This is a genomic window from Pseudoxanthomonas sp. CF385 (genome assembly GCF_900104255.1).
Lineage (GTDB): Bacteria > Pseudomonadota > Gammaproteobacteria > Xanthomonadales > Xanthomonadaceae > Pseudoxanthomonas_A.
Genome location: NZ_FNKZ01000001.1, coordinates 542,952 through 567,356, shown reverse-complemented (window position 1 = coordinate 567,356; position 24,405 = coordinate 542,952). Strand labels below are relative to the sequence as shown.

Below are 24,405 nucleotides of genomic sequence, written 5' to 3'. Positions count from 1 at the left end.
GCCGGCGTCAGTCGGCCGTGAGTCGTGTCGGGTCGCCCGGGCCTGCGGCCGGGTCGGGCGCAGCGGCGATCGGTGCGGATGGCCCGCCCAGCGCGCGCGCCAGCGCGTCGCGGTCGAGCGCGTTCTCCCAGCGCGCGACCACCAGCGTGGCTACCGCATTGCCGGTGAAATTGGTCAGCGAGCGGCATTCGCTCATGAAGCGGTCGATGCCCAGGATCAGCGCCATGCCGGCGACGGGCACTTCCGGCACCACCGCGAGCGTGGCCGCCAGGGTGATGAAGCCGGCGCCGGTCACGCCGGCCGCACCCTTCGAGCTCAGCATCGCCACCAGCAGCAGCATGATCTGGTGGCCCAGGCTCAGTTCGGTGTTGGTGGCCTGCGCGATGAACAGCGCGGCCAGCGTCATGTAGATGTTGGTGCCGTCCAGGTTGAACGAGTAGCCGGTGGGCACCACCAGGCCTACGACGGACTTGGACGCGCCCGCACGCTCCATCTTCTCCATCAGCGAAGGCAGCGCGGATTCGGACGACGACGTGCCCAGCACCAGCAGCAGTTCGGCCTTGAGGTAGCGGATCAGGCGGAAGATCGAGAACCCGCACCACCACGACACCAGGCCGAGGATGACGATCACGAACAGCAGCGAGGTCAGGTAGAACGAACCGACCAGCCACGCCAGGTTCACCAGCATGCCCACGCCGTACTTGCCGATGGTGAAGGCGATGGCGCCGAACGCACCGATCGGCGCCGCGCGCATCAGCAGGTGCACCAGCCGGAACACGGGCGCCGTCAGCGCCTCCAGCAGGTTCAGCACCGGCCGGCCCTTCTCGCCGACCAGCGCCAGCGACAGACCGAACAGCACCGCGACGAACAGCACCTGCAGGATGTTGTCGCCCACGAACGGGCTGATCAGCGTCTTCGGAATGATGTCGAGCAGGAAGCCGACCAAGGTCAGTTCGTGCGATTTCTGCACGTAGTCGTTGACCGCCGACTGGTCCAGGTCGGCCGGGTTGATGTTCATGCCGGCGCCCGGCTGCACCACGTGCGCCACGATCATGCCGACCACGAGCGCCAGCGTGGAGAAGAACAGGAAGTACACCATCGCCTTGGCGAACACGCGGCCGACCGTGCGCAGCTGGGTCATGCCGGCGATGCCGGTGACGATGGTCAGGAAGATCACCGGCGCGATGATCATCTTCACCAGCTTGATGAACGCGTCGCCCAGCGGCTTCATCGATTCGGCCAGCGTCGGCTCGTAGTGCCCCAGCACCGCGCCCAGCACGATGGCCACGATCACCTGGAAGTACAGCTGCTTGTACAGCGGCTGCTTCGGCGGCGGCAGGACGGGGGCTTCGGCCAGATGCATGGGAACTCCGGAACGGACGGCGACACCGCCCGGATCGGCGGCCGGCATGTTGTACCCCCGTATCGCCGCGGCACCGATAACCTATTGGTACTAGCCGCCGCTCCCGCGATGGCCACCGCTTAGACTGGCCGCCATGCTGCGTGCCCGTCGCCACCGCCAGACCCTGCTCGTCGTGCTGCTCACCGTGGGTGGCGCGGCGCTGGCGATGGGGCTGGCCTACCGCTGGGCCGGTACGCGCGCGTTGGGCGACGAGACCGCGCAGCTGCATCGCCAGCTCGACCTGCATTCGCAGGCGCTTCAGCAGCGCATCGACCGCTACCGCACGCTGCCGCAGGTGCTGGCGCAGGATCCGGACCTGCGCCACGCGCTCACCTCGCCGGTGGACGACGCGCGCCGCAACGCGCTGAACCAGCGTCTGGAGGACGCCAACAGCGTCACCCGTTCGTCCACGCTGACCCTGATCGACCGCCACGGCATCGCGGTGGCCGCGAGCAACTGGCGCGAACCCACCAGCAACGTCGGCGAGGACTACAGCTTCCGCCCCTACGTGCAGCAGGCGCTGCGCGACGGCCGCGGCCAGTTCTACGGGATCGGCCTGACCACGGGCGAGCCGGGTTACTTCCTCTCGCAGGCGATCGAGGAGCCCGACGGCGAGGTCGCGGGCCTGGTCGTCATCAAGATCGAACTCGATGCGCTGGAACAGGAGTGGCTGCAGACGCCCGACATCGTCCTGGTCAGCGACGCGCACGACGTGATCTTCCTGGCCAGCCGCGACGAATGGCGCTATCGCACCCTGCGCACGCTCAGCGAAGGCGACCGGCGCGAGCTCGCCGCCACCCGCCAGTACGCGCGCCAGCGGCTCTCGCCGCTGCGCATGCAGGCGCTACCGTCGGATGCGGGCGATGCGCGACGCGTGCGATTGCTGGATCCGGCGCTCGCGGACCCGGTGCTGTGGCAGTCCATGGCGCTGCCGGAGGAAGGCTGGCACCTGCACCTGCTGCACGACGCGTCGGCCCCCGTGGCGGCCGCGCGCACCGCCGCCATCGCCGCGGGAGGCGGCTGGCTGGCACTGTCGTTCCTGGGGCTGTTCATGCAGCAGCGCCGCCGATTGGCCGTGCTCCGCCAGCGCAGTCGCGCCGAACTGGAAGCCGTGCTCCAGCAGCATGCCCAGGAACTGCGCACCGCGCAGGACGGGATCGTCGAAGCGGCGCGCTCGGCCGACGCCGGTCTCAGCCGCAGCCTGGAGCACCTGCCGCAGGGCGTGGTCATCATCGATGCGGACCTGCGGCTGGTGGCGTGGAACTCGCGCTACATGGACCTGTTCCGCTTCCCGCCCGACCTGATCCACGTCGGCCGGCCGATCGAGGATGTGTTCCGCTTCAACGCCCGCCGCGGCCTGCTCGGGCCGGGCCCGGTGGAAGACGCGATCCAGCGCCGCCTGGAGCACCTGCGCAGCGGCAAGCCGCACATGCGCGAGAGCGAGAAGGACGACGGCGTGGTGCTGGAGATCCGCGGCAACCCATTGCCCGACGGCGGCTTCGTGACCAGCTACGCCGACATCACCAGCTACAAGAACGCCGCGCGCGAGCTGCGCTCGCTGGCCGATGCGCTGGAGCATCGGGTGGAAGAACGCACGCGCGCCCTGGCCGACGCCACCCAGGCCGCGGAGAGCGCCAACCGCTACAAGACGCGCTTCGTGGCCTCGGCCGTGCACGACCTGCTGCAACCGCTCAACGCCGCACGCATGTTCGTGTCCGCGCTGCGTGGACGCCTGCCCGACGACGACGCCCGCCGCATCGCCGACCATGTGGACAACGCCCTGGTCGCGCAGGACGCCATCCTCAACAGCCTGCTGGACATCGCCCGGCTGGAATCGGGCGCGCTGCCCACGCGGGTGCGCGACTTCGCCCTGGCGCCCTTGCTGGAGACGCTGTCGCGCGAGTTCGGCATCGTCGCCGCGGACCGCGGACTGGCCCTGGACAGCGTGCCGACGCGCGTGGTCGCACGCAGCGACGAAGCCCTGCTGCGACGCATCCTGCAGAACTATCTGTCGAATGCGATCCGCTACACGCCGCGCGGCCGGGTGCTGCTCGGCGTACGCCGCACTGGCGAGGGCGTGCGCATCGAGGTGCACGACCAGGGACCGGGCATCCCCGAGAGCCTGCAGAAGGACATCTTCGAGGAGTTCCGACGCCTCAACGACGGTGTCGCCAACGACCGTGGCGCGGGCCTGGGCCTGGCGATCGTCGAACGCATCGGCCGCGTGCTCGGCCACCGCATCGGCCTGCGGTCGCAGCTGGGCCGGGGCAGCGTGTTCTGGGTGGAACTCCCGCGCGGCATGGCGCATGCGGCGATGGCGGAACCGTCGCCGGCCATGGCCGATATCGATGACGGATCGCCGCTGCGTGGCCGCCATGTGTGGTGCGTGGACGACGACCCGCGCGTCTGCGAGGCCACGCGCGCCCTCTTGCAACGCTGGGAATGCGAGGTCGGCCTCGCCGCGGGGCCGGACGAGGCCATGGCGGCCGCGACCCCGGGACGGGCGCCCGACCTGCTGCTGCTCGACGTGCGGCTGGGCGATACCGACGGCCCGACGGTCTACACGCGCCTGTGCGAACGCTGGAGCAGCGCGCCGCCGGTGATCCTGGTCACCGCCGAGCGCGACGATGCGCTCCGCGCGCTGGCGCTGCAGCACGGCTGGGGCTTCCTCGCCAAGCCGGTGAAACCCGCGGCGCTGCGCGCGCTGATGACCCAACTGCACGTGCGTCGCGCGCGCTGAGGACCGACCCGATGCCGTGCCGATGCTGACCTACGTCATTCCCGTCCTCGCCATCGTGCTGCTCGGCGCCGCGTTGCGGCGGATGCGCGGCACGCCCGACGGCTTGTTTCCGGCGATGGAGTGGTTTTCCTTCTACGTCGCCTTCCCGGCGCTGCTGTTCGTCGGCGCTGCACGGTTGAAACTGTCCGCCACCGACGCGCTCGACCTGTCGCTGGCCGCCCTGCTGCCCACGCTGGTGCTGACGGGCCTGGTGCTGCTGGCCTTGCGCTTTGCGAAACGCCTGCCCGACCCCAGTCGGTCGTCGGTGGTGCAGGGCGCGGTGCGGCCGAGCAGCTACTTCGGGCTGGCGGTGGCGGCACTGCTGTTCCCGCCCGACACCACCGCGATGGTGATGCTGGCGCTGGCGATCTGCCTGCCGGTGGTCAACGTCATCGCGGTGGTCGCGCTGGCGGTCTGGGGCAGCGGCGATGCGAGCGCGCGCGGCATCGCGCGGGCGCTGGCGCGCAATCCCATCATCCTGGCGACGCTGGCCGGCCTGCTGTTCAACCTCAGCGGCCTGCCGTTGCCGGTACCGCTGGCGGCGGCGCTCGACATCCTCGCCGATGCGGCGCTGGCGCTCGGCCTGCTGTGCGTCGGCGGCGGCCTGCAGTTCACTCGCGACCATGTGCGCCCGGTGCTGCTCGGCGCGACCTCAGCGCTGAAACTGCTCGCACTGCCGCTGCTGGCCGTGCTGGTCTGCCGTTGGCTGGAGGCGAGCGCGGAGGTAACCGTCGCGGCCTGCTTCTACGCCGCGCTGCCGACCGCATCGAACGCCTACATCATGGCGCGGCAGATGGGCGGCGACGCGCCGCTGATGGCCTCGCTGGTGACGTGGCAGACGCTGTTCGCCGCCGCCACCGTGCCGCTGGCGATGCAGCTGCCCCGCTGGCTGGGCTGAGTCACTCGGCCGGCGGGCCTTCCGGCTCCAGCGACTTCACCAGCACTGCCGCCTGCGTGCGGCTGTGGCACTCGAGCTTCTTGAGGATCGCGGTGACGTGCACCTTCACCGTGTTCTCGGCCAGGCCCAGTGCGTGCGCGATCTGCTTGTTGAGCAGGCCGTCGGCCAGGCACAGGAGCACGCGGAACTGCTGCGGCGTCAGCTGCGCCAAGCGCGCGGCCAGGGTGGCGTCTTCTTCGGAGCGTTCGGCGGTGAGCGGCGGGAACCACGTGCCGCCATCCAGCACCATCACCACGGCCTCGCCGATGGCCTCGGCCGGGGAGGACTTGGGGATGAAGCCGGCCGCGCCGAACTGCTGTGCGCGGCGGATCACGCGCGGGTGCTCGTTCGACGAGATCACCACCACCGGCACTTCGGGGTGCTCGCCGCGCACGTGCAGCAGCGCCGAGAAGCCGTGCGCGCCCGGCATGGTCAGGTCCAGCAGCACCAGGTCGGTGTCGGGGCGCTGGTCCAGCGCCTGGCCCAGCGCGGCAGCGCCGGCGGCCTCGGTCACGGAGGCGCCGGGGAGCGCCTCGCGCAACGCGTGGATCACCGCATTGCGGAACAGCGGATGGTCGTCGGCAACGAGGATGGCGGGCGCACTCATGCCACCAGTGTGCCATCCGGCGTGGACAGGCCGGTTAGCACTTTGTGGCTAGTCCGCCGACAGGCGATCCAGGCGGATGCGGTTGGCGAACAGCGAAAAGGCCAGCATGCCCGCCAGTCCGCTGGCGCGGCTCACCCAGCGCGGCAGCCAGCGCGGCGGCGCCAGCACGCCCGATTCGAACAACGGTTCGAAGCCGGCCACGTCCTCCAGCGTCATCTTGCCGGCGAACAGGCGCCGGCACAGGCGCAGCCGGTCCTGCTGCAGCGAGTGGCGGAAGAACGTGTGCACGCCGACCAGTCCGCGCAGGTACACCGTGTCCTTGGTGAACGCCGCGCCGCCCGTCGTGGGCACGCCGCGAAACACGCGCTGCGCCGACGAGAAGCTCTCCGCGGGATTCTGGCCGGCGTCGGCGAAGTACCGGAACACCTCGACGAAGTCCGCGCCGGCCAACGCCATCGCCACCGCCTCGATGCGCAGGCTGATGCGCTTCATCCGCTCGATGTCGATGCTGCCGGTGATCTGCTCGGCGAACGTCGCCAGTCCTTCCTGGGTGGCGGTCACGCGCGGCGAGGACAGCGCCAGGCTGGGCAGGTGCACCTGCTCGCGGCCGTTCAACGCGGTGAGCGAGTGCACCAGCGCTTCGTGCTGAAGCAGCTGGCGGCGGTCGTAATCGCTGAAGGCCGCGCCGTGGCGCAGACGGATGCGGGTGGCGCCGGCGGCCGCCTTCGCGATCAGGGTGGGGTCGAGCTCGACGGTGATGACCCGGCCGTCGAAGAAATCGTCCAGGTCCGCCTGCAACTGCAACTGCAGGGCCGTGGCCGACACCGGGATCTGCTCTTCCGGCGCCAGCAGCTCGTGGTCGAGGTCGTTGGCGATGGTGATGAAGTGCCGCGCGGCATCGCGCGTGGTCGGGCCATCGCCAGGCAGGCATTCCTCGGGCGTGCCGAACAATGCGATGGAGTGGGCGCTGACCTGCGGCGAACCGAGCGACTCCAGCAGTTGCGCGGCGATGTCCCAGCTGCGCGCGGACTCGCGCAGGTAGTGGCCCAGCGGATGGGATGCGTCGGCCGCCGCCGACACGGCGGCCAGCTCGCGCCGCGCGTCGCCGAAGTCCAGCCGCGGATATTCGATCACCGGCAGCACCGGTTGCCCGCGCGCCACGCCGGCCAGGAACGGGGCCTGCGCCTCGGCCGGCCAACTGGCCAGGCTGAGCAGCTTGATCCCGCGCACGGCCTTGACCAGGCGCGCGTCGAGCGCGGCGTGATGGACGATGTCGGCCTGCATGGTGCCCTCCCGGCGGCCACTGTAGCCCAGCGCACGACGCCAACGTCACAAGGGGCCGCGCCTGCACTATGCTCGGCACTCTTCCATCGGTTGCGGGGGCAGCATGCTGGAACTCGACGCGGTGCAGACGCTGGCCTTCGCCGGGCTGGCGCTTTTCCTCGGTTACGCCCTCTGCCGCTTCATTCCCCTGCTGTCCCGGTACAACCTGCCGGCCCCCGTGATCGGCGGCCTGGCCGTCGCCCTGGCCGTGCTGGTCGCGCGCAACAACGGCGTCACCCTGTTCACGCTGGACACCAGCCTGCAGGCGCCGCTGATGATCGCCTTCTTCACCACCATCGGCGTCAACGCCAGCGTGTCGCTGCTGCGCATCAGCGGACGCCAGGTGGTGATCTTCCTGCTGCTGGCCACCGGCTTCGCCGTGGTGCAGAACCTGCTGGGCATGGCCGTGGCCCTCGGATTCGGCCTGCATCCGCTGTTCGGCGTGCTGGCCGGCTCCACCACGCTGACCGGCGGCCCCGCCACCGGCCTGGCGTTCGCACCGCTGTTCGAAGCGGCCGGCGTCACCGGTGCGGAATCCATCGCGGTGGCGTCGGCGATGGCCGGCATCATCTGCGGCGGGCTGCTCGGCGGCCCGGTCAGCACCGTGTTGATCCGCCGCCACAAACTGTATGGCGGGGTGAAGCTGGGCGCGCCGGATGAATCCGCCGCCGAGCCCACCGGTGCACGCGACACGCCCGACTTCGCCACGCGCGAGACCGATGCGCTGAAGAGCGTCGTCGTCATCCTGGTGGCGATGTGGATCGGCGCGGGGGTCAGCGCCGGCCTGAGCGCCGCCGGACTGACGCTGCCCGCCTACGTCGGCGCGATGATGGTCGGCGCACTGATCCGCTATTTCGACGACCGCACCGGCTGGATCGGCCTGCCGGTCGCCACCACCGACCTGATCGGCAACGTGTGCCTGGCGCTGTTCCTGGCGGTGGCGCTGATGAACCTCAAGCTGTGGGAACTGGCCGGGCTCGCCGCGCCGTTGATGGTGAACCTGGCGCTGCAGGTCGTGGTGGTCGCGCTGTTCTGCGGGGTGGTGTTCCGGGTGATGGGCCGGGATTACGACGCCGCGGTGATGGGCGGCGGTTTCATCGGCTTCATGCTGGGCACCACGGCGAATGCGATGGCGGTGATGCGCACCCTGGTCGAACGCTACGGCATGGCCCCGCGCGCCTTCCTCGTCGCCCCGCTGGTGGGCGCGTTCTTCATCGACTTCACCAATGCGCTGATCATCACCGGGTTCATCAACCTGTGGGATTGAAGCCGGACATCGTCGGATTCAAGAAGGTATTTGCGCCTTCATGACGCAGCCCCTTTGGTAAGGGGGCGATTCGCGCCTGCGGCGCGAATGGGGGATCGGCAGCGTGGGCTGGGGCCCGCGCTTTGCGAAGCGAAGCGTGGGAGATTCTTCGCGCGACGCGCGGAGGACCTAGCGCTTCCCGTACTTGTCAGCCAGGCGCTTGTTCAACGCCTTGTTCTGCACCTTGGCGTTGGCCTTGTCGGCCAGGCGCGAGGCGAGCTTGTCGGCGGCGGCGGCGACTTCGTCGCGCAGCTTGAGGTAGTTGAGGAAACGGCCTTCGTCCAGTTCCTCGCGCTCGATCGCCGCGCGCACCGCGCAGCCCGGTTCGCGATCATGCGAACAGTCGCGGAACTTGCACTGCTCGGCCAGCGCTTCGATATCGGCGAAGCCGCCGTCGGCCAGGTCTTCCTCGCCGGTGGGCTTGAGCTCGCGCATGCCCGGCGTGTCGATCAGGCACGCACCCGCGGGCAGCGGGATCAGCGCGCGATAGGTCGTGGTGTGGCGCCCACGCGAATCGCTCTCGCGCACTTCGCCGGTCTTCATGCGCTCGTCGCCGAGCAGCGTGTTGGTCAGCGTGGACTTGCCGGCACCGGACGAACCCACCAGCACCACGGTGTGGCCCGGTTCCAGCCATGGGGCGAGTTGCGCCACGCTGGCGGCGTCCTTCGCGTTGACGGTGAAGACCGGCACGCCCTGTGCAGTGAGATCGGCCAGCACCTCGACCGCATCGTCGGCGTACTCGGTGCGGTCGGCCTTGGTCAGCACCACTACCGGCTGCGCGCCGCCGCCACCGACCAGCAACAGGTAGCGTTCGATGCGGCGCGGATTGAAGTCGGCATCCAGGCCGCAGACGATGAACACCGTATCGATGTTCGCCGCGATCACCTGCTGGTGGTAATGCTCGCCCGCCGCACCTCGCTTGATGCCCGTATGGCGCGGCAGCAGCGCAACGATGCGCGGACGCTTCGAGGCGGCGTCTTCCAGCAGCACCCAGTCGCCGACGGCGGGGCGTTCATGGGCGGGGAAGCGCGGGCGCTGCCATTCCGGCAGGGACTCCGCCTTCACCCCCCCACCGGGGGCATCAGCGACCACATAGCCGGAGCGGTGCTGCTCGATCACGCGCGCGGGGGTGGCCTGCGGGTGCGCGGCCATCGCCTCGCGCCAGACGCTGTCCTCCGGTTCCCCCGGGTACGGCCAGCCAATGGACCGCAGAAGGGTGACGTCGGACACGCTGGGGACGGGGGTTTCGGGCATGGCGCGCATTCTAGACGGGCCCTGAAGCGGGCGGGGCCGGGCAGGCTAAATATCCGTTAAGCTGGCCCTCCTTCCATCCTGTGCCCCCTGCGGTCCCGCCATGTCCACCCCGCCCGTCAAACCGCTCGCCACGCGCGAACGCCTGTCCGAAGTCCGCTACGAAATCCGGGGCGAACTGGCACGGCGAGCCCGGGAGCTGGAAGCGCAGGGGCAGAAGCTGATCAAGCTCAACATCGGCAACCCGGGCGCCTTCGGCTTCCGCGCACCCGAGCACCTGCAGCGCGCGATCGCGGACGACATGGGCCGCACCGATCCCTACACGCACCAGCAGGGCCTGCCTGCTGCGCGCGAGGCCATCGCCGCCGCGTACGCCCAGCGGGGCGTGCCGGATGCGCATCCGGACCGCGTGTTCGTCGGCAACGGCGTATCGGAGCTGATCGACCTGTCGCTGCGCGCGCTGCTCAATCCCGGCGACGAAGTGCTGGTGCCCTCGCCCGACTACCCGCTGTGGTCGGCGGCGACCATCCTCAACGACGGCCGCCCGGTGTACTACCGCTGCGATCCGGAGAACGACTTCCAGCCCGATCCGAACGAGATCGAGCAGCTGATCAGCTCGCGCACCCGCGCCATCGTGCTGATCAACCCGAACAACCCCACCGGCGCGACGTACTCGCGCGAGTTGCTGGAGCGCATCGTGGCGATTGCCGCGAAACACCGGCTGCTGCTGATGGTCGACGAGATCTACGATCAGGTGCTGTACGACGGCGCGACCTTCGTGCCGGTCGCACCGCTGGCAGGCGACGTGCCGTGCATCACCTTCAGCGGCCTGAGCAAGGTGCACCGCGCCTGCGGCTGGCGCGTGGGCTGGGGTGTGGTCTCCGGCCACGGCGACGTGGTGCGCGACTTCCTGCATGCGATGGACCTGCTGAGCGCGCTGCGCCTGTGCGCGAACGTGCCCGGCCAGTACGCCATCGACGCAGCGGTCAACGGCCCCGACACCATCAGTGCGCTGTGCGCGCCGGGCGGCCGCCTGTACGAAACCCGCCGCGCGGTGATCGAGGCCTGCGAGGCCAGCCCGCACCTGGAACTGGTGAATCCCGCCGGCGCGCTGTATGCATTCCCGGCCGTGGTCGGCGATGCGGCGAAGAACTTCGACGACCACGCATTCGCGCTGGAACTGATGGAAACCGAAGGCGTGCTGGTCGTGCCGGGCTCGAGCTTCAACGTGCCCTACCGCCACCACTTCCGCGTCACCCTGCTGCCGGAAGCGGCCACGATGCGCGAAGTCTTCGCCCGCATCGACCGCGCCCTGTCGCGCCGGGCCGAGGCCGCCACCAAGGTGGTCCCGATCAAGGGCAAGTCGCGGCCGGCGGCGGCGTAAGCCTCCCGTCGCTGGTGTGGGGGATGTTGTGGGAGCGACGTAAGTCGCGAACGGATCTCCTCGTCGTCCATCGCGACTTACGTGGCTCCCACAGGCAGGTTCCATGACGACGATCCCGGCCCCGCACACCACCGCCCTCACCACCGAACTGCGTTACCTCGCGCTGGGCGATTCCTACACGATCGGCGAAAGCGTGGATGAGGCAGGCCGCTGGCCGATGCAGCTGGCACGCCTGCTGCGCATGGAAGGTGTGCTGGTCGGCGATCCGCGCATCATCGCCACCACCGGCTGGACCACCGACGAACTGGATGCCGCGATCACCGCCGCTGAACCCCTCGGCCAGCATGATTTCGTCACCCTGTTGATCGGCGTCAACAACCAGTACCGCGGCCGCGATGTGGAGGAATACCGCACGCAGTTCGCCGCGCTGCTGTGGCGCGCTATAGGCTTCGCCGGCAATCGGCCTGGGCGCGTGCTGGTGCTGTCGATTCCCGACTGGGGCGTCACGCCGTTCGGTGCCGCGTCGGGCCGCGATGTCGAACAGATCTCACGCGAGCTGGATGCCTACAACCTCGCCGCCCGCACCGTCTGCGCGCAACGCGATGTCGCCTTCGTGGACATCACCGCGGTCAGCCGCACGCGCGGCACCGAACCGGCGATGGTCGCCGACGATGGCCTGCATCCGTCTGCCGCGATGTATACCGAGTGGACACGGCTCGCGTTCCCGGTGGCGCATCGATTGCTGGCTTAAAGCCCCTCTCCCCCCGGGAGAGGGGTTGGGGTGAGGGTTCGGCGGAATCATCGGCGGTGAACCCTCCCGATTTCGCCGCACCCTCATCCGGCGCTTCGCGCCACCTTCTCCCGAAGGGAGAAGGAATCAAGCCGTCGCGACCGCCGGCACCCGCAGCCCTTCGGGTTCGGGCACCACGGTGCGATACCCCTGCGCATCCAGCCATGCCAGCAGCTGTGCCAGGATCGTGAGGTTGTGCCCGTGCGCCGCGCCTTCGTGCAGCAGGACGATCGCCCCCGGATGGATGTCGCCGGTGATGCGGGCCAGCACTTTGTCGGGCTCGCAGTCGACGCCGTCGAAGCCGCGCGCGCTCCATGCCACGCGCGCCAGGCCATGCCGCTTCAGCGACAGCCCGACGAACGGGTTGGTCATGCCCACCACGCTGCGGAACCAGCGCGGCGTCTCGCCGGTGATCGCGGTGAGGATGGACTGGTTGCGGCCGACCTGGTCTTCCATCGCGCCGGGCCCCAGTCGCCAGAAGCGCGTATCCGGATGCGTGGCGCTGTGATTGCCGATGCCATGGCCGCGGTCCCGGATGGCCTGCACCAGCGCCGGCCGCGCCTGCCCGCGCTCGCCGACGACGAAGAACGTGGCCTTGGCCCCATGCCGGTCCAGCAGGTCCAGCATCGCGGCGGTATCGTCCGACGGGCCGTCGTCGATGGTCAGCCAGACCACGCGTTCGTCCGTGGGCAGCCGTGCCAGCGCCGGGCAGAGCAGGGTGGCGCGCGGATGCAGCGTGGCCCAGACCACCGCGAGGTGCGTGGTCAGCATGGCCGGTACGCCCACGGACCAGCCCCAGCGCCACCACAGCCAGGCCACGCCCACTTGCGACAGCGCCAGCAGGCCCAATATCAGTCCGGGACGGCGCGGCGGACGATGCAGTGTTCCTGTCGTGCTCATGCCCCATGATGCCACGGGGCGTAAAATCCCTTCTTCAGAGCCCTTCACGCATTCCGGTACCCGACATGTCCCTCGACCCCGCCCTGCGCTCGCGCATCGAATCCCTCCTGCAGTCCAACCGCGTCGTGCTCTTCATGAAGGGCCAGCCGACCATGCCGCAATGCGGTTTCTCGGCCAAGGCCGTGGGCGCGCTGTCGGCGCTCGGCGTGGACTATGCGCACGTCAACGTGCTGGCCGACCAGGAGATCCGCGAGGGCATCAAGGCCTATGGCGACTGGCCGACCATCCCGCAGCTGTACATCGACGGCGAACTCGTCGGCGGCAGCGACATCATCGAGCAGATGACCAACTCCGGCGAACTCGCCTCGCTGCTCGGCCTGGCCGCGCCGGACCGCACGCCGCCGGCGATCACGATCACCCCCGCCGCCGCCGAGATGCTGCAGAACGCCGTGGCCGACGCCGGCCCGGGCGCCGCGCTGGCGCTGGCGATCAATGCGCAGTTCCAGCCCAACTTCCAGCTGGCGCAGTTCGATGCCAACGCGATCGCCGCCGAATCCAACGGCGTGCGCGTGCAGTTCGACCTGGCCAGCGCGCGCCGCGCCGACGGCATCACCATCGACTGGGTGGACGACATCCGCGGCAAGGGCCTGGCCATCGACAACCCCAATGCACCCAAGCCGGTGCAGGCGCTGTCGCCGATGGATGCCGATGCGAAGGTACGCGCCAGCGAAGTGCTGCTGGTGGACGTGCGCCCCGCCGACGAGCGCGCCATCGCGTCGGTGAAGCTGCCGTTCAAGACCTTCGACGGCAACGGCCGCGCCGAGCTCGAAGCGCTGCCGAAGGACACCGCGCTGGCCTTCCTGTGCCGCAGCGGTGGGCGCAGCCAGCAGGCGGCGGAAGAGTTCCGCGCGCTCGGCTTCTCCAACGTCTACAACATCACCGGCGGCATCAACGCCTGGGCCGACGACGTGGATGGCACGATCAGCAAGTACTGAGTACGCGTTCGCGCAGCCACGAGAATGGCGGGCCTCGGCCCGCCTTTTCTATTGCGGGACCTGTAGAGGCGACGTCTTGCAGGGTGGGCCTTGGACCACCACCCCGGGACCTCGGGCCACGCAGCGAGAGGCTGGACTCCACGCCACCCGTCGCGGTCCGGAGGCATGGCACCGGCGGGCCAAGGCCCGCCCTGCCTCACCCCTTGAAGCCGCCACCGGCAAGGTAATCGCGCTCCTCCTGTGTGGACGTCCGGCCCACAGCCTCATTGCGATGCGGGAAGCGGCCAAAGCGCGCGATCAGGTCGTAGTGCAGCTGCGCGTACTTGACGTACTCGTCGTTGCCGGTCGCACGGAACAGGTCGAGCGAGCGCTGCTGGTCGTCCAGCGCTTCGGAATGTTCGTACGGCATGTAGAAGAAGATCTTCAACGCCGGATCGACCTGCCCGTCGAAGCCCGCTTCGATGGCGCGTTCTGCGTAATGCCTCGCCAGTCCGTCCGTGGCATAAGAATGCGCGCTCTGCCGGAAACAGTTGCGCGGGAACTGGTCCAGCAGCAGCACCAGCGCCAGCGCACCCTCGGCATCGCCCATCCAGCCCTCCAGCTCCCGTCGCGCCGCACGGAAGTGCAGCCCCCGGAACCGCTGGTCGAACTCGGCATCGAAGGCATCGTCGCTGGCGAACCACTTCTCGTAGCCCGCATTGCGCCAGAAGGTGATGACGTCGTTGGATTCGTTCATGGACTGCCTCGTGTTCGGATGGTGGATCGGACGTCAACCCGGAAGGACATGCCCAATGCGCCACAACACACCGGTCGGATCAATGAGGGTGAAATCCCGGATCCCCCACGGCCGATCATCGGGCGGACTGAGGCGCACGGAAAATCTGGCAACAACACCTGACGCTTCTACGTTCCTGTGCCAATCGTCCGCATTCGCGACCAGCAGGTGCATGACGAAGTTCTCCGCATGCTCCCGAAGATAGAACTGCGACAGCAGGAAGGCCGTGCTGCCATGACGAAGATAGGCCAAGTCGTCGGACTCCATCGTCACTTCGAAGCCGAGTGCTTCGTAGAACGCGATCGATTCCGCGAGATCCTTAGCGGGAACGAAGGCTTTCATTTCGATCGTGTCGAGGTTCATGCGATCAGTCATCCGTCGAGGTTCACGCTTGAGGAGAGGCACCGCGCGGCTCGGCATGAGCGAGGCTCAGTCCTGAACCTTGAATCCACGCTCCGCGTACAGCGCCGGATAGCATGCGCGCAACGCTTGGCGGACCGCATCGGTGGATCGACGAAATCCCAGCGCAAGCGTCAACGCGCGACCGTTACGCCAGGATACCCGCACCTCATTGGCGGTGAAGACCTGTCTTACAACTTCGATCTTCTCCAAGGCGTCGACGGTCCAATGCTGTGAGGACCCCCGCCTTGCCTGGGATGGCGGGTTCTTGCCCGGCGCATACGCAGACTGAGCGGCAGCCTGACTCCCCGTAGATCCAAGCGCGCCACCTTTGACCGATAGCCAGATACCCAGCGGCTCGGCTTCGATGTGCGCCGGGTGCAAATGAAGAAGCCAGTTCTTGAACCCCCAGTTCGAGTAGAAGGGGCCGAGGACCGGGATGTGCGGAGTCGACAAGGCGCACATGGAGAATATCGAGTTACTCATCAAACCTTAGATGCCGCACCGACTTCCCGTTGCGACGGATCAGCTTCAGCGCTTCGATGCCGACGGTGATGTGGTTCTCGACGAACGAGGAGCTGACCTTGGCGTCGCTGGCTTCGGTCTTCACGCCTTCGGGGATCATCGGCTGGTCGCTGACCAGCAGCAGCGCGCCGCAGGGGATGCGGTTGGCAAAGCCGGCGGCGAAGACGGTGGCGGTCTCCATGTCGATGGCCATGCAGCGCATCGCGCGCAGGCGCTCCTTGAACGCCAGGTCGTGTTCCCAGACGCGGCGGTTGGTGGTGTAGACCGTGCCGGTCCAGTAGTCGTGGCCGAGGTCGCGGATCATCGTGGAGACCGCGCGCTGCAGGGCGAAGGCGGGCAGCGCCGGCACTTCCGGCAACAGGTAGTCGTTGCTGGTGCCTTCGCCGCGGATGGCGGCGATCGGCAGCACCAGGTCGCCCAGCTCGTTCTTGCGCTTCAGGCCGCCGCACTTGCCGAGGAACAGCACCGCCTTGGGCATGATGGCCGACAGCAGGTCCATCATCGTTGCGGCGTTGGGGCTGCCCATGCCGAAGTTGATCATGGTGATGCCGTCGGCGGTCGCGCTGGCCATCGGCCGGTCCAGGCCGACGATGGGTGCGCCGGTGAGCTGCGAGAACACGTTGAGGTAGCCGCCGAAATTAGTCAGCAGGATGTGTTCGCCGAACTGGTCCAGGGGCACGCCGGTGTAGCGCGGCAGCCAGTTGTCGACGATTTCGTTCTTGTCCTTCATGGAAGCCTCTTTTTCTAGTTGTTGTGCGGCGATTCTGGCACGACTGCGATGCGTGCACTTGGCAGGACGCGCCGCGGCCGGTTAGGGTCGGCGTCTCTTCCAGGGGATACACCATGCGAACGACCTTGCTGGCCGGGCTGATCCTGGCCTCGCTGGGCGGCAGCGCGCTTGCCGCCACGCCCGCCTCCCGCTTCACCCAGGACCCGTACCCGAGCACCTACCGTGCGGTCCCGTCCGGCCCCGTGCTGCTGGCCAACGCGACGGTGCTGACCGGCACCGGCGAACGCCTCGACGGTGCCGACGTACTGCTGGCCGACGGCAAGGTCGTGGCGGTGGGCCGCGGCCTGTCCGCACCCGAAGGCGCCACCCGCGTCGACGCGACCGGCAAGTGGGTCACGCCCGGCCTGATCGACGTGCATTCGCACCTGGGCGTGTATCCCAGCCCGGGCGTGAAGGCGCACAGCGACGGCAACGAGATGACCGCGCCGGTGACGGCGAACGTCTGGGCCGAGCATTCGATCTGGGCGCAGGACCCCGGCTTCCACACCGCGCTGGCCGGCGGCGTGACCTCGCTGCAGGTGCTGCCGGGCTCGGCGAACCTGGTCGGCGGTCGCGGGGTGACGCTGAAGAACGTCGCGTCCACCAGCTACCAGGGCATGAAGTTCCCGGGCGCACCGTGGGGCCTGAAGATGGCCTGCGGCGAGAATCCCAAACGCGTGTACGGCGGCAAGAGCGGCCCGGCCACGCGCATGGGCAACGTGGCGGGCTATCGCGCGGCCTTCATCGACGCCGCCGAATACCTGAAGAAGAACGCGCCCAAGGCGCAGCAGCCCAAGAAGAAGCGCTGGTGGGAGCGCGCCAGCGGTGGCGAAGGTACGGACAGTGGTGGCGATGCCGGCGGCAAGCGCGACCTGAAGCTGGACACGCTGGCCGGCGCGATCAACGGCGAGATCCTGGTGCACATCCATTGCTACCGCGCCGACGAGATGGCGACGATGCTCGACCTGGCCAAGGAGTTCGGCTTCAAGATCGCCGCGTTCCACCACGGCGTGGAAGCCTACAAGCTGGCCGACCGGCTGGCCCAGGAGAACGTCTGCGGCGCGCTGTGGGCCGACTGGTGGGGCTTCAAGATGGAGGCCTTCGACGGCATCCAGGAGAACATCGCGATCGTCGATCGTCCGGCCAACAGCTGCGCGATCGTGCATTCGGATTCGGACGAGGGCATCCAGCGCCTCAACCAGGAAGCGGCGAAGGTGATGGCGAACGCGCATCGCGCCGGCATGGGCGACATCGCGCCCGAGCGCGCGATCCGCTGGGTGACCGGCAATGCCGCCAAGGCGCTGGGCATCGCCGATAAGACCGGCACGCTGGAGGCCGGCAAGATGGCCGACGTGGTGGTGTGGAACCAGAACCCCTTCAGCGTGTACGCCAAGGCCGAACAGGTCTACATCGACGGCGCCCGCCTCTACGACCGCAACGACCGCAGCAGGCAACCCGTCTCCGACTTCATGCTCGGCCAGGAGGTGACGCCATGAGCCGCCGTTCGATCCTCCGCACCGGCGCGCTCGCGCTGGCGCTCGCTGCCGCCCTGCCCGCGGTCGCGCAGGACGTACTGATCCGCAACGCCACCGTGCATACCGCCGGGGCGCAGGGCACGTTGAAGGGCGCCGACGTGCTGGTGCGCAACGGCGTGGTGCAGGCCGTCGGCAACGGCCTCGTCGCGCCGGCCGCCGCGACAGTCGTGGAAGCCGACGGCCGTCCGCTGACGCCCGCCTTCTTCGGCGGCATCACCGAGATCGGCATCGAGGAAGTCTCCGGCGAATCCTCCACGGTCGACGCGGCGGTCACGCTGCAGGACCAGCCGATGCGGCCGGAGTTCGACGTGACGCTGGCCTACAACCCGGCTTCGATCGTAATTCCGGTGGCGCGCGTGGAAGGCATCGGCTTCACCTTGCTGGCCGCGTCGACGGGCGGTTCCTTCATCGCCGGCCAGGGCGGCGTGGTGCGGCTGGATGGCAGCGCCGATCCGGTCGGCCCGCGCGCGCTGTTCGTCCGGCTCGGCAGTGGCACCGCCGAACTGGCGGGCAAGTCGCGCGCCGCGCACTGGATGCTGCTCGACCAGATGGTGGCCGAAGCCCGCGGCCGCGTGCCCGTCGACTCGCCGCATGCGCTGCTGACGCCGGCGGGTCGCGCCACGCTGGCGCGGTACCTGGCGGGCAACGGCCGCATCGTGGTGGCGGTGAACCGCGCGGCCGACATCCGCCAGCTGTTGCGCTGGGCGCAGCGCGAGAACGTGCGCATCGCCATCGCCGGCGGCGCCGAAGCCTGGAAGCTGGCCCCGCAGCTGGCGCAGGCGAAGGTGCCGGTGTTCGTCGACGCACTGGCCGACCTGCCGTCGGATTTCGACCAGATCGGCGCGACGCTGGAGAACGCGGCGCGGCTGGATGCGGCCGGTGTGAGCGTCAGCTTCTCGCAGGCCGGCGATGCCTCGCACAACGCACGCAAGGTCCGCCAGCTGGCGGGCAACGCCGTGGCGAACGGCCTGCCGTGGGAAGACGGCCTGGCCGGCCTGACCCGCGTGCCGGCGGAGACGTTCGGCGTGGGCGACCGCGTGGGCACCATCGCGCCGGGCAAGCTCGCCGACCTGGTGCTGTGGAGCGGCGATCCGCTCGACGTCGCGAACACCGCGCAGCAGGTGTGGCTGGGCGGCCGCGCGATCCCGATGCGCTCGCGCCAGACCGAACTGCGGGACCGCTATCTGCAGCAGGCAGGCCCGCTGCCGCGCGCGTACTCGAAGTAGTTCGAGCGCGCCGGTCAGTCGACGGAGGCGCCTTCGGGCGCCTTCGTCTTTTCGGCCTCGTGGCAGGAGGCGTCTTCCGCCACCACCCGGTCGCCGCCGGCGCGCTTGGCCACGTACATGGCCTGGTCCGCACGCGCGATCAGCGACGCCACCGAGTCCCCATCGCGCGCCTGGGCCGCACCGATACTGGCGGTGAGCGCGACGGAGACCCCATCCACGCGCGCGCAGTCGCGACGGATGCGCGCGGCCACCTGTTCGGCGATGCGCAGGGCCGCCGGCAGTTCGACGCCGGACAGCACCAGCACGAACTCCTCGCCTCCCAGGCGGCCGAGCTGGTCGCCGTACTGGAACTGTTCGCTCACGACGCGCGTCACCGCGCGCAGGCAGGCATCGCCCAGCGCGTGGCCGTGGCGGTCGTTGACCTGCTTGAAGTGGTCGAGATCGATGAACAGCAGCGAGGCGGGAATCCGTTCGCGCTCGCGCTCGATCAGGGCCCAGTCGAGGCGGTGTTCGATGCCGCCCCGGTTGAGCACGCCGGTCAGGCCGTCGCGTTCGGCGTGCTGCTTCGCGCTGTCGCGCTCGCGCCGGAACGTCAGCATGCGGTCGGCCAGGCCCAGCGCCAGCACCACGGCGGTGAATGCGAGCACCCAAGGCAATCCGTATTCCAGCCAGGGTTCGGCGCGTTCGCCGCCACTGAAGCGCAGTGCCCGCCACATCGTGAACACCAGCAACGGCACCCAAGCGATCAGCACATAGGCCGCATGCTTCTGGCCGCGTACCCACGCCACCACCAGGGTGACCAGCGCGATGGCATTGGTCAGCAGGAACAACGCGTTGGCCACGTCCGGAAACCACGCCTTGTTAGCGGGCCATGGCAGCACGAGGAGGATCAGCGTGGCCCCGCAGCCGTACACGCCCACGCACTTCATCAGCAGGCTCAGCCGCGGCGCCACCCGGCGCAGGCTGGCGTAGTCCTGCCACAGGTAGACCAGCAGGATGGTTGCGAGCGTGCCGGACGCCCAGATGCCCTGGGCACCGAAGCCGGCCAGCGCATCCAGGCCCGGCCACGCATAGGCTTCCCCATACGAACAGAGCGCGTAGAGCAGCTGGAACAGCATCGCGCCGGCGTACAGCAGGTATACGCGCTCGCGCAGCATCGCCCAGAACAGCAGCACCGCCAGCGAGACGCCGAGCACCGCGCCGATCGCCGGCATCACCAGCCGCAGATGGCGCAGGTCCGCGGCGGCGTAGTGCGGGCGCGATTCGACCGCCACGTGCAGCGGGTAGCGGGCGCCTTCGACGCGCACGTAGACCGGGCCATCGCCGGCGAGCGGGAACACCAGCGCGCGACGGGTGTATTGGGGATCCAGATCGTGGCGGAACACGTCCTGCGTGCGCGGCGCGCCGTCGGGCGTGTCGAGCACGGTCACGCGCGCGGTGTACGGGTGGTAGACCACCAGCAGCGGCTCGGCCACGCCCGGGCGCGGCTGCACGCGCCATTGACCATTGCCGATCACGCGCACGCCGTCGTCGTCGCCTTCGAAGCGACGTTCCGAGAAGAGCCCGGCACGCTGTCCGGCCTGCTGCTCCAGCGCCAGAGGCTGGATCCTGTCGATCCGCGCGATGTTTTCCCCAAACGCGGCGGAGACGGGCAGCAGGGCCAGAAGCAGTAGTAGCGACCACCACCCCTGTTTCATGTTGCCCCTTGCTTTGGGCCGGAGTGTCGGACCGGCCCGAGGTGCGGGCAAGCCCGGATCGGCTATTATTGTGATAATCATCACATTAATATCGCGATTCATTAAGCATCCCATGCGGGACATGTGCCGCGCTTCGCGTGTGGCCCAGGTCCAAAAAGGGTGAATTGCTTCACAGTTCATGCGTTTACGCGGCGACGGCCTCGCGGTTGTCCGCTAGCGTGGCGGGCCGAGGGGATGCGACGGATGCCGGGAGGGGCAAGATGCGCATAGGGATTGTCGTGGATTCAGCGTGCGACCTGCCGCTGGACTACCTGCAGCAACACAACGTCGTCATCCTGCCGATCACGGTGCGGATCGGCGAAGCCGTGCTCGCGGACCATCGCGACGAACAGGCGACCCTGAGCTTCCTCCACGCCCACGTCGCCGAGCGCGGCCACGAGGCCGAGACCACGCCGTTCACGGTCAACCAGATCCGGGACCTGTTCCTGGGCCAGTTGGTGATCGACTACGACCACGTGTTCTGCATGACGATCACGAAGACGCGTTCGCCGATCCACGACAACGCGATGCAGGCCAGCTTCGCCATCCTCAACGACTACAAGCCGGTGCGCCAGGCCGCGGGCCACAACTCGCCGTTCGCGTTGCGGGTGATCGACACGCAGAACCTGTTCGCCGCGCAGGGCATCACCGCCGTGGAAGCGGTGCGCATGCGCGCCGCCGGCGCCAACGTGCAGCAGATCCGCGTGCGCCTGGAGGAACTGGCGCAGAACACGCACGGCTACATGATCCCGCGCGACCTCTACTACCTGCGCAACCGCGCCCGCACCAAGGGCGACCGCAGCGTTGGCCTGTTGAGCGCCGCGCTGGGCAGCGCGCTGGACATCAAGCCGGTGCTGTACGGCCATGCCGGCAACACGGAGCCGGTGGCCAAGATCAAGGGCTTCGACAACGCGGTCGAACAGATGTTCAAGTTCACCGGCAACCGGGTGATGGCCGGCCTGATGACGCCCACCGTCTGCCTGAGCTACGGCGGCGAGCTGTCGGAAATGCGGGCCCTGCCCGGCTACCAGCGCCTGCGGGACATCTGCGAGAACAACAAGGTCGAAGTGTTCGAAAGCGTCATGAGCCTCACCGGCATGGTCAACGTGGGCAAGGGCGCCGTCGTGGCCGCCTTCGCCGCGCCGCCCGCGCCGTTCAAGGCGGCATAACGGCGGCCTAACGCGGCGGGGCTACGCTAGGCCCCTGGTTTGCACCGGGGGTGCCATGGCGGTCCGTTACTACATCAGCCTGCCCGATCCCGTCCGCGCGCGCGGCGGCGATCCGGCTTTCAGCTTCGACGCACACGGCGCGGAGGAATTCGCCGCGCAACTGCAGCACGCGCTGCGCACCAGCAGCCTGTTCGAACGCTGGCGCTCCCGCCAGGAAGAACCGGACGAAGTCGACGCCAGCCTCGGCGCCGTGGACCCGGACGCGACCGTCGCCGGCAAGCAGGACGATCTCAGCATCCTGCTGGTCGCCCGCTCTTCGATCCCCGGCCATGTCCTGAAGCACCGCCTGCGCCTGCTCGCCGGTGGCGCCTGGGAACTGCGCGACGTGGCCGCGGCCTGAGCGGCGCCACACCCCTCCTGCTGGCCTGGAGCGGCGGCAAGGATGCGGCGTGGACGCTGCACGTGCTGCGGCAGCGCGACGACCTCGCCGTCCTGGGCTTGCTGACCACCGTCACGCGCGAGTCCCAGCGCGTTTCGATGCAGGGCATTCGCCGCAGCGTGCTGCATGCGCAGGCACGCGCCGCCGGCCTGCCGCTGATCGAAGCGATGATCCCGGCGCAGTGTTCCAATGCCGACTATGAAGCCGCCATGGCCTCCGCGCTGGCGGACGCCGCGTCGCGCTGGCCCGGCCTGCGCACGATGGCGTTCGGGGACCTGTTCCTCGAGGACATCCGCGCCTACCGCGTGGAGAACCTGGCACGTGTGGGATGGGAAGTCGCCACGCCGCTGTTCGGCCGCGACACGGCATCGCTGGCGCGGGACATGATCGCCGGCGGCCTGCGCGCCCAGCTGTGCTGCGTGGATACGCGCCAGTTGGACGCGGACTTTGCCGGTCGCGCCTTCGATACGACGCTGCTCGCCGCCCTGCCCGCCGGGGTCGATCCCTGCGGCGAGAACGGCGAGTTCCATACCTGCGTGTCGGCGGGCCCGATGTTCGATGCGCCCCTGTCGCTCGTGCAAGGCGGCACCGAACTGCGCGACGGCCGCTTCGCCTTCACCGACTACGTGCCCAGCGCCTGATCCGATTCCGGCCAGTGGGCCAACGGCACCAGGACCTGCGGCTCGCGCGGACCCTGCAGCAACGCGGGCAAGCGGGCCTCGTAGTCGCGCCGATAGGGCTTGTCCTGTCGCGCGAGGAACGTGGCCACGTCAGGCTCGGCCCACCGCTCGTACAGGGTGAACAGGGTCGGCTCGTTCGCGTCGCGATGCAGCGTGCAGGACAGGAACGTGTCTTCCTTCGACATCGCCTCGACGATGTCATGCACGGCCCGCAGCCATTCGTCGACGCGCTCGGGCTTCACCCGCAGACGGACGTGGAACACCAGCGGTACGGCCGCGCCTGCAACAGGGTCGTGGCTCATCGATGCAGGGCCTCCGCGTGGTGGGCAATGTGCTCGCCGATGAAGCTGGCGATGAAGTAGTAGCTGTGGTCGTAACCGGGCTGCAGGCGCAGCGTCAGCGGATGGCCCACAGCGTCGGCAGCCGCGCGCAGCCGTTCGGGCTTCAGCTGGGTCTGCAGGAACTCGTCCGCGTCGCCCTGGTCGACGAGCAGCGGCAGCCGCTCTTCCGCATCGCGGATCAGCTCCACCGTGTCGTACGCCTTCCAGGCGTCGCGGTCTTCGCCGAGATACGCCGTGAAGGCCTTCTGCCCCCACGGCACCTGCGAGGGCGCGACGATCGGCGAGAACGCGGACACGCTGCGGTAGCGCCCGGGGTTCTTCAGCGCGATGGCCAGGGCGCCATGCCCGCCCATCGAATGCCCGCTGATCGCGCGCCGGTCGCTGGCCACCGGATCGGCTTCGACCCAGGCCGGCAGTTCGTCGACGATGTAGTCGTACATCCGGTAGTGCGACGCCCACGGCGCCTGCGTCGCATTGACGTAGAAGCCCGCGCCCTTGCCCAGGTCGTACCCCTCGGCATCGGCCACATCCTCGCCACGGGGGCTGGTGTCCGGCGCGACGAGGATCACGCCGTGTTCGGCGGCGTAACGCTGCGCCCCGGCCTTGGTGATGAAGTTCTGCTCGGTGCAGGTCAGGCCGCTGAGCCAGTACAGCACGGGGCACGGTCCTTGCTCGGCTTGCGGCGGTACGTAGACGCCCACCGTCATGTCGCAGCCGAGCACCTCGGAGCGATGGCGGTAAACGTCCTGCCAGCCACCGAAGCAGGCACGATGTTCGAGGCGTTCGATCGTCATGTCAGGCAACTCCTTTTCCGGACGCGAGACGGATCTCGAAGGTCTTCAATGCAAGCGCATCCCCTCTCGTCTCGATACGCGATGCGTCGGCGAGCAAGCGGATGCGGGATGCGTAGAACATCTCCGGCAGATCCTCGTATTCGTCCGGCGCGGCAATCATGACGCCTGCGGTGATGAAGCCCGCCTTCTTCCACTCCCGACCCAGCGACGACAGGATCGCCCGGTCGATCTTCAGCAGGTCGTGTTCGCCCAGTCGCGCAATCGCGTCGCGCGCTTCCTGGTCGAAGGCGAAGCTTTCCATCGCCGCGTCTGACGTCGCATCAACGGGCGACTTCTCAAAGGA

General features: G+C 68.9%; 24 protein-coding genes. 11 read left to right on the top strand and 13 right to left on the bottom strand.

All coding sequences use genetic code 11. The annotated features are described in order from the left end of the window. Positions 1-7: 7 nt before the first annotated feature. Positions 8-1,363, bottom strand: a complete 1,356-nt coding sequence (locus tag BLT45_RS02500) for a dicarboxylate/amino acid:cation symporter (protein ID WP_093294726.1) — start codon at positions 1,361-1,363, stop codon at positions 8-10. A gap of 136 nt (positions 1,364-1,499) precedes the next feature. Between BLT45_RS02500 and BLT45_RS02495 the strand changes: the two genes are divergently transcribed. Both BLT45_RS02495 and BLT45_RS02490 read left to right on the top strand, forming a co-directional pair. Next, positions 1,500-4,142 (top strand): hybrid sensor histidine kinase/response regulator, encoded by a 2,643-nt coding sequence (locus BLT45_RS02495; protein WP_175455799.1) that lies wholly within the window; start codon positions 1,500-1,502, stop codon positions 4,140-4,142. Positions 4,143-4,164: 22 nt separating this feature from the next. Then, positions 4,165-5,079, top strand: coding sequence for an AEC family transporter (locus BLT45_RS02490; RefSeq protein WP_093294721.1), 915 nt, complete (start codon positions 4,165-4,167; stop codon positions 5,077-5,079). Position 5,080: 1 nt separating this feature from the next. Here the strand turns inward: BLT45_RS02490 and BLT45_RS02485 are convergent, their stop codons facing one another. Next, complete coding sequence (locus BLT45_RS02485; RefSeq protein WP_093294719.1) at positions 5,081-5,725, bottom strand: response regulator; 645 nt, start codon at positions 5,723-5,725, stop codon at positions 5,081-5,083. A gap of 48 nt (positions 5,726-5,773) precedes the next feature. Then, the gene (locus tag BLT45_RS02480; RefSeq protein ID WP_093294716.1) at positions 5,774-7,009 is read right to left on the bottom strand and encodes a flavohemoglobin expression-modulating QEGLA motif protein; all 1,236 of its coding nucleotides are present in this window, start codon (positions 7,007-7,009) and stop codon (positions 5,774-5,776) included. A 103-nt stretch (positions 7,010-7,112) separates the two neighbouring features. On the opposite strand from BLT45_RS02480, the gene gltS reads away from it, so the two are divergent. Next, positions 7,113-8,315: a sodium/glutamate symporter gene (gene gltS, locus BLT45_RS02475; protein ID WP_093294714.1), complete on the top strand. Its 1,203-nt coding sequence runs from the start codon at positions 7,113-7,115 to the stop codon at positions 8,313-8,315. Positions 8,316-8,483: 168 nt separating this feature from the next. Here the strand turns inward: gltS and rsgA are convergent, their stop codons facing one another. After that, positions 8,484-9,617, bottom strand: coding sequence for a ribosome small subunit-dependent GTPase A (rsgA, locus tag BLT45_RS02470; RefSeq protein WP_093294712.1), 1,134 nt, complete (start codon positions 9,615-9,617; stop codon positions 8,484-8,486). 91 nt (positions 9,618-9,708) lie between these two features. Here rsgA and BLT45_RS02465 point away from each other — a divergent pair, with 91 nt between their 5' ends. Next, positions 9,709-10,989, top strand: a complete 1,281-nt coding sequence (locus BLT45_RS02465; RefSeq protein WP_093294710.1) for a pyridoxal phosphate-dependent aminotransferase — start codon at positions 9,709-9,711, stop codon at positions 10,987-10,989. A 103-nt stretch (positions 10,990-11,092) separates the two neighbouring features. Then, positions 11,093-11,740: an SGNH/GDSL hydrolase family protein gene (locus tag BLT45_RS02460; protein WP_093294708.1), complete on the top strand. Its 648-nt coding sequence runs from the start codon at positions 11,093-11,095 to the stop codon at positions 11,738-11,740. Positions 11,741-11,866: 126 nt separating this feature from the next. On the opposite strand, the gene BLT45_RS02455 is transcribed toward BLT45_RS02460, so the two are convergent. Beyond that, positions 11,867-12,694, bottom strand: a complete 828-nt coding sequence (locus BLT45_RS02455) for a polysaccharide deacetylase family protein (RefSeq protein ID WP_175455702.1) — start codon at positions 12,692-12,694, stop codon at positions 11,867-11,869. Between the two features lie 50 nt (positions 12,695-12,744). Here BLT45_RS02455 and grxD point away from each other — a divergent pair, with 50 nt between their 5' ends. Beyond that, complete coding sequence (grxD, locus tag BLT45_RS02450) at positions 12,745-13,674, top strand: Grx4 family monothiol glutaredoxin (protein WP_093294704.1); 930 nt, start codon at positions 12,745-12,747, stop codon at positions 13,672-13,674. 196 nt (positions 13,675-13,870) lie between these two features. Here grxD and BLT45_RS02445 read toward each other — a convergent pair whose 3' ends face one another. The 4 genes from BLT45_RS02445 to BLT45_RS02435 form a co-directional block, all read right to left on the bottom strand. Continuing rightward, positions 13,871-14,410, bottom strand: coding sequence for a DUF924 family protein (locus tag BLT45_RS02445; protein ID WP_093294702.1), 540 nt, complete (start codon positions 14,408-14,410; stop codon positions 13,871-13,873). A 33-nt stretch (positions 14,411-14,443) separates the two neighbouring features. Next, positions 14,444-14,812, bottom strand: coding sequence for a VOC family protein (locus BLT45_RS02440; protein WP_217629522.1), 369 nt, complete (start codon positions 14,810-14,812; stop codon positions 14,444-14,446). Between the two features lie 66 nt (positions 14,813-14,878). Further along, positions 14,879-15,313 carry a hypothetical protein gene (locus tag BLT45_RS18045; RefSeq protein WP_139187877.1) on the bottom strand — a complete coding sequence of 145 codons (435 nt, stop codon included), beginning with the start codon at positions 15,311-15,313 and terminating at the stop codon, positions 14,879-14,881. 13 nt (positions 15,314-15,326) lie between these two features. Continuing rightward, complete coding sequence (locus BLT45_RS02435) at positions 15,327-16,103, bottom strand: AMP nucleosidase (RefSeq protein ID WP_093294700.1); 777 nt, start codon at positions 16,101-16,103, stop codon at positions 15,327-15,329. Between the two features lie 113 nt (positions 16,104-16,216). Between BLT45_RS02435 and BLT45_RS02430 the strand changes: the two genes are divergently transcribed. Together BLT45_RS02430 and BLT45_RS02425 are read left to right on the top strand one after the other, a co-directional pair. After that, complete coding sequence (locus BLT45_RS02430) at positions 16,217-17,638, top strand: amidohydrolase (RefSeq protein WP_093294698.1); 1,422 nt, start codon at positions 16,217-16,219, stop codon at positions 17,636-17,638. Beyond that, positions 17,635-18,903: an amidohydrolase family protein gene (locus BLT45_RS02425; RefSeq protein ID WP_093294695.1), complete on the top strand. Its 1,269-nt coding sequence runs from the start codon at positions 17,635-17,637 to the stop codon at positions 18,901-18,903. The genes BLT45_RS02430 and BLT45_RS02425 overlap by 4 nt, the downstream gene beginning before the upstream one ends. Before the next feature lie 14 nt (positions 18,904-18,917). On the opposite strand, the gene BLT45_RS02420 is transcribed toward BLT45_RS02425, so the two are convergent. After that, a complete protein-coding gene (locus BLT45_RS02420) occupies positions 18,918-20,600 on the bottom strand; it encodes a sensor domain-containing diguanylate cyclase (protein ID WP_175455701.1) in 1,683 nt (560 codons plus the stop codon). 260 nt (positions 20,601-20,860) lie between these two features. On the opposite strand from BLT45_RS02420, the gene BLT45_RS02415 reads away from it, so the two are divergent. The 3 genes from BLT45_RS02415 to BLT45_RS02405 are packed head-to-tail and all read left to right on the top strand — an operon-like array spanning position 20,861 to position 22,888. Beyond that, positions 20,861-21,808 carry a DegV family protein gene (locus BLT45_RS02415; RefSeq protein ID WP_093294690.1) on the top strand — a complete coding sequence of 316 codons (948 nt, stop codon included), beginning with the start codon at positions 20,861-20,863 and terminating at the stop codon, positions 21,806-21,808. A gap of 55 nt (positions 21,809-21,863) precedes the next feature. After that, on the top strand, positions 21,864-22,208 hold the full coding sequence (locus tag BLT45_RS02410; RefSeq protein ID WP_093294685.1) for a hypothetical protein: 345 nt from the start codon (positions 21,864-21,866) through the stop codon (positions 22,206-22,208). Next, the gene (locus tag BLT45_RS02405; RefSeq protein WP_343123876.1) at positions 22,178-22,888 is read left to right on the top strand and encodes a Dph6-related ATP pyrophosphatase; all 711 of its coding nucleotides are present in this window, start codon (positions 22,178-22,180) and stop codon (positions 22,886-22,888) included. Before BLT45_RS02410 ends, BLT45_RS02405 begins: the two co-directional genes overlap by 31 nt. Here BLT45_RS02405 and BLT45_RS02400 read toward each other — a convergent pair. From BLT45_RS02400 to BLT45_RS02390, 3 genes are read right to left on the bottom strand one after another with little or no spacing between them, the layout of a single operon-like run. Continuing rightward, on the bottom strand, positions 22,870-23,229 hold the full coding sequence (locus BLT45_RS02400) for a putative quinol monooxygenase (protein ID WP_093294683.1): 360 nt from the start codon (positions 23,227-23,229) through the stop codon (positions 22,870-22,872). The two genes, BLT45_RS02405 and BLT45_RS02400, sit on opposite strands and share 19 nt — an antisense overlap. Next, complete coding sequence (gene fghA, locus BLT45_RS02395) at positions 23,226-24,056, bottom strand: S-formylglutathione hydrolase (protein WP_093298399.1); 831 nt, start codon at positions 24,054-24,056, stop codon at positions 23,226-23,228. Before fghA ends, BLT45_RS02400 begins: the two co-directional genes overlap by 4 nt. 7 nt (positions 24,057-24,063) lie before the next feature. Continuing rightward, entirely contained in the window at positions 24,064-24,363 is a 300-nt protein-coding gene (locus tag BLT45_RS02390; RefSeq protein WP_175455700.1) for a DUF3658 domain-containing protein, read from the bottom strand. Positions 24,364-24,405 lie beyond the last annotated feature (42 nt).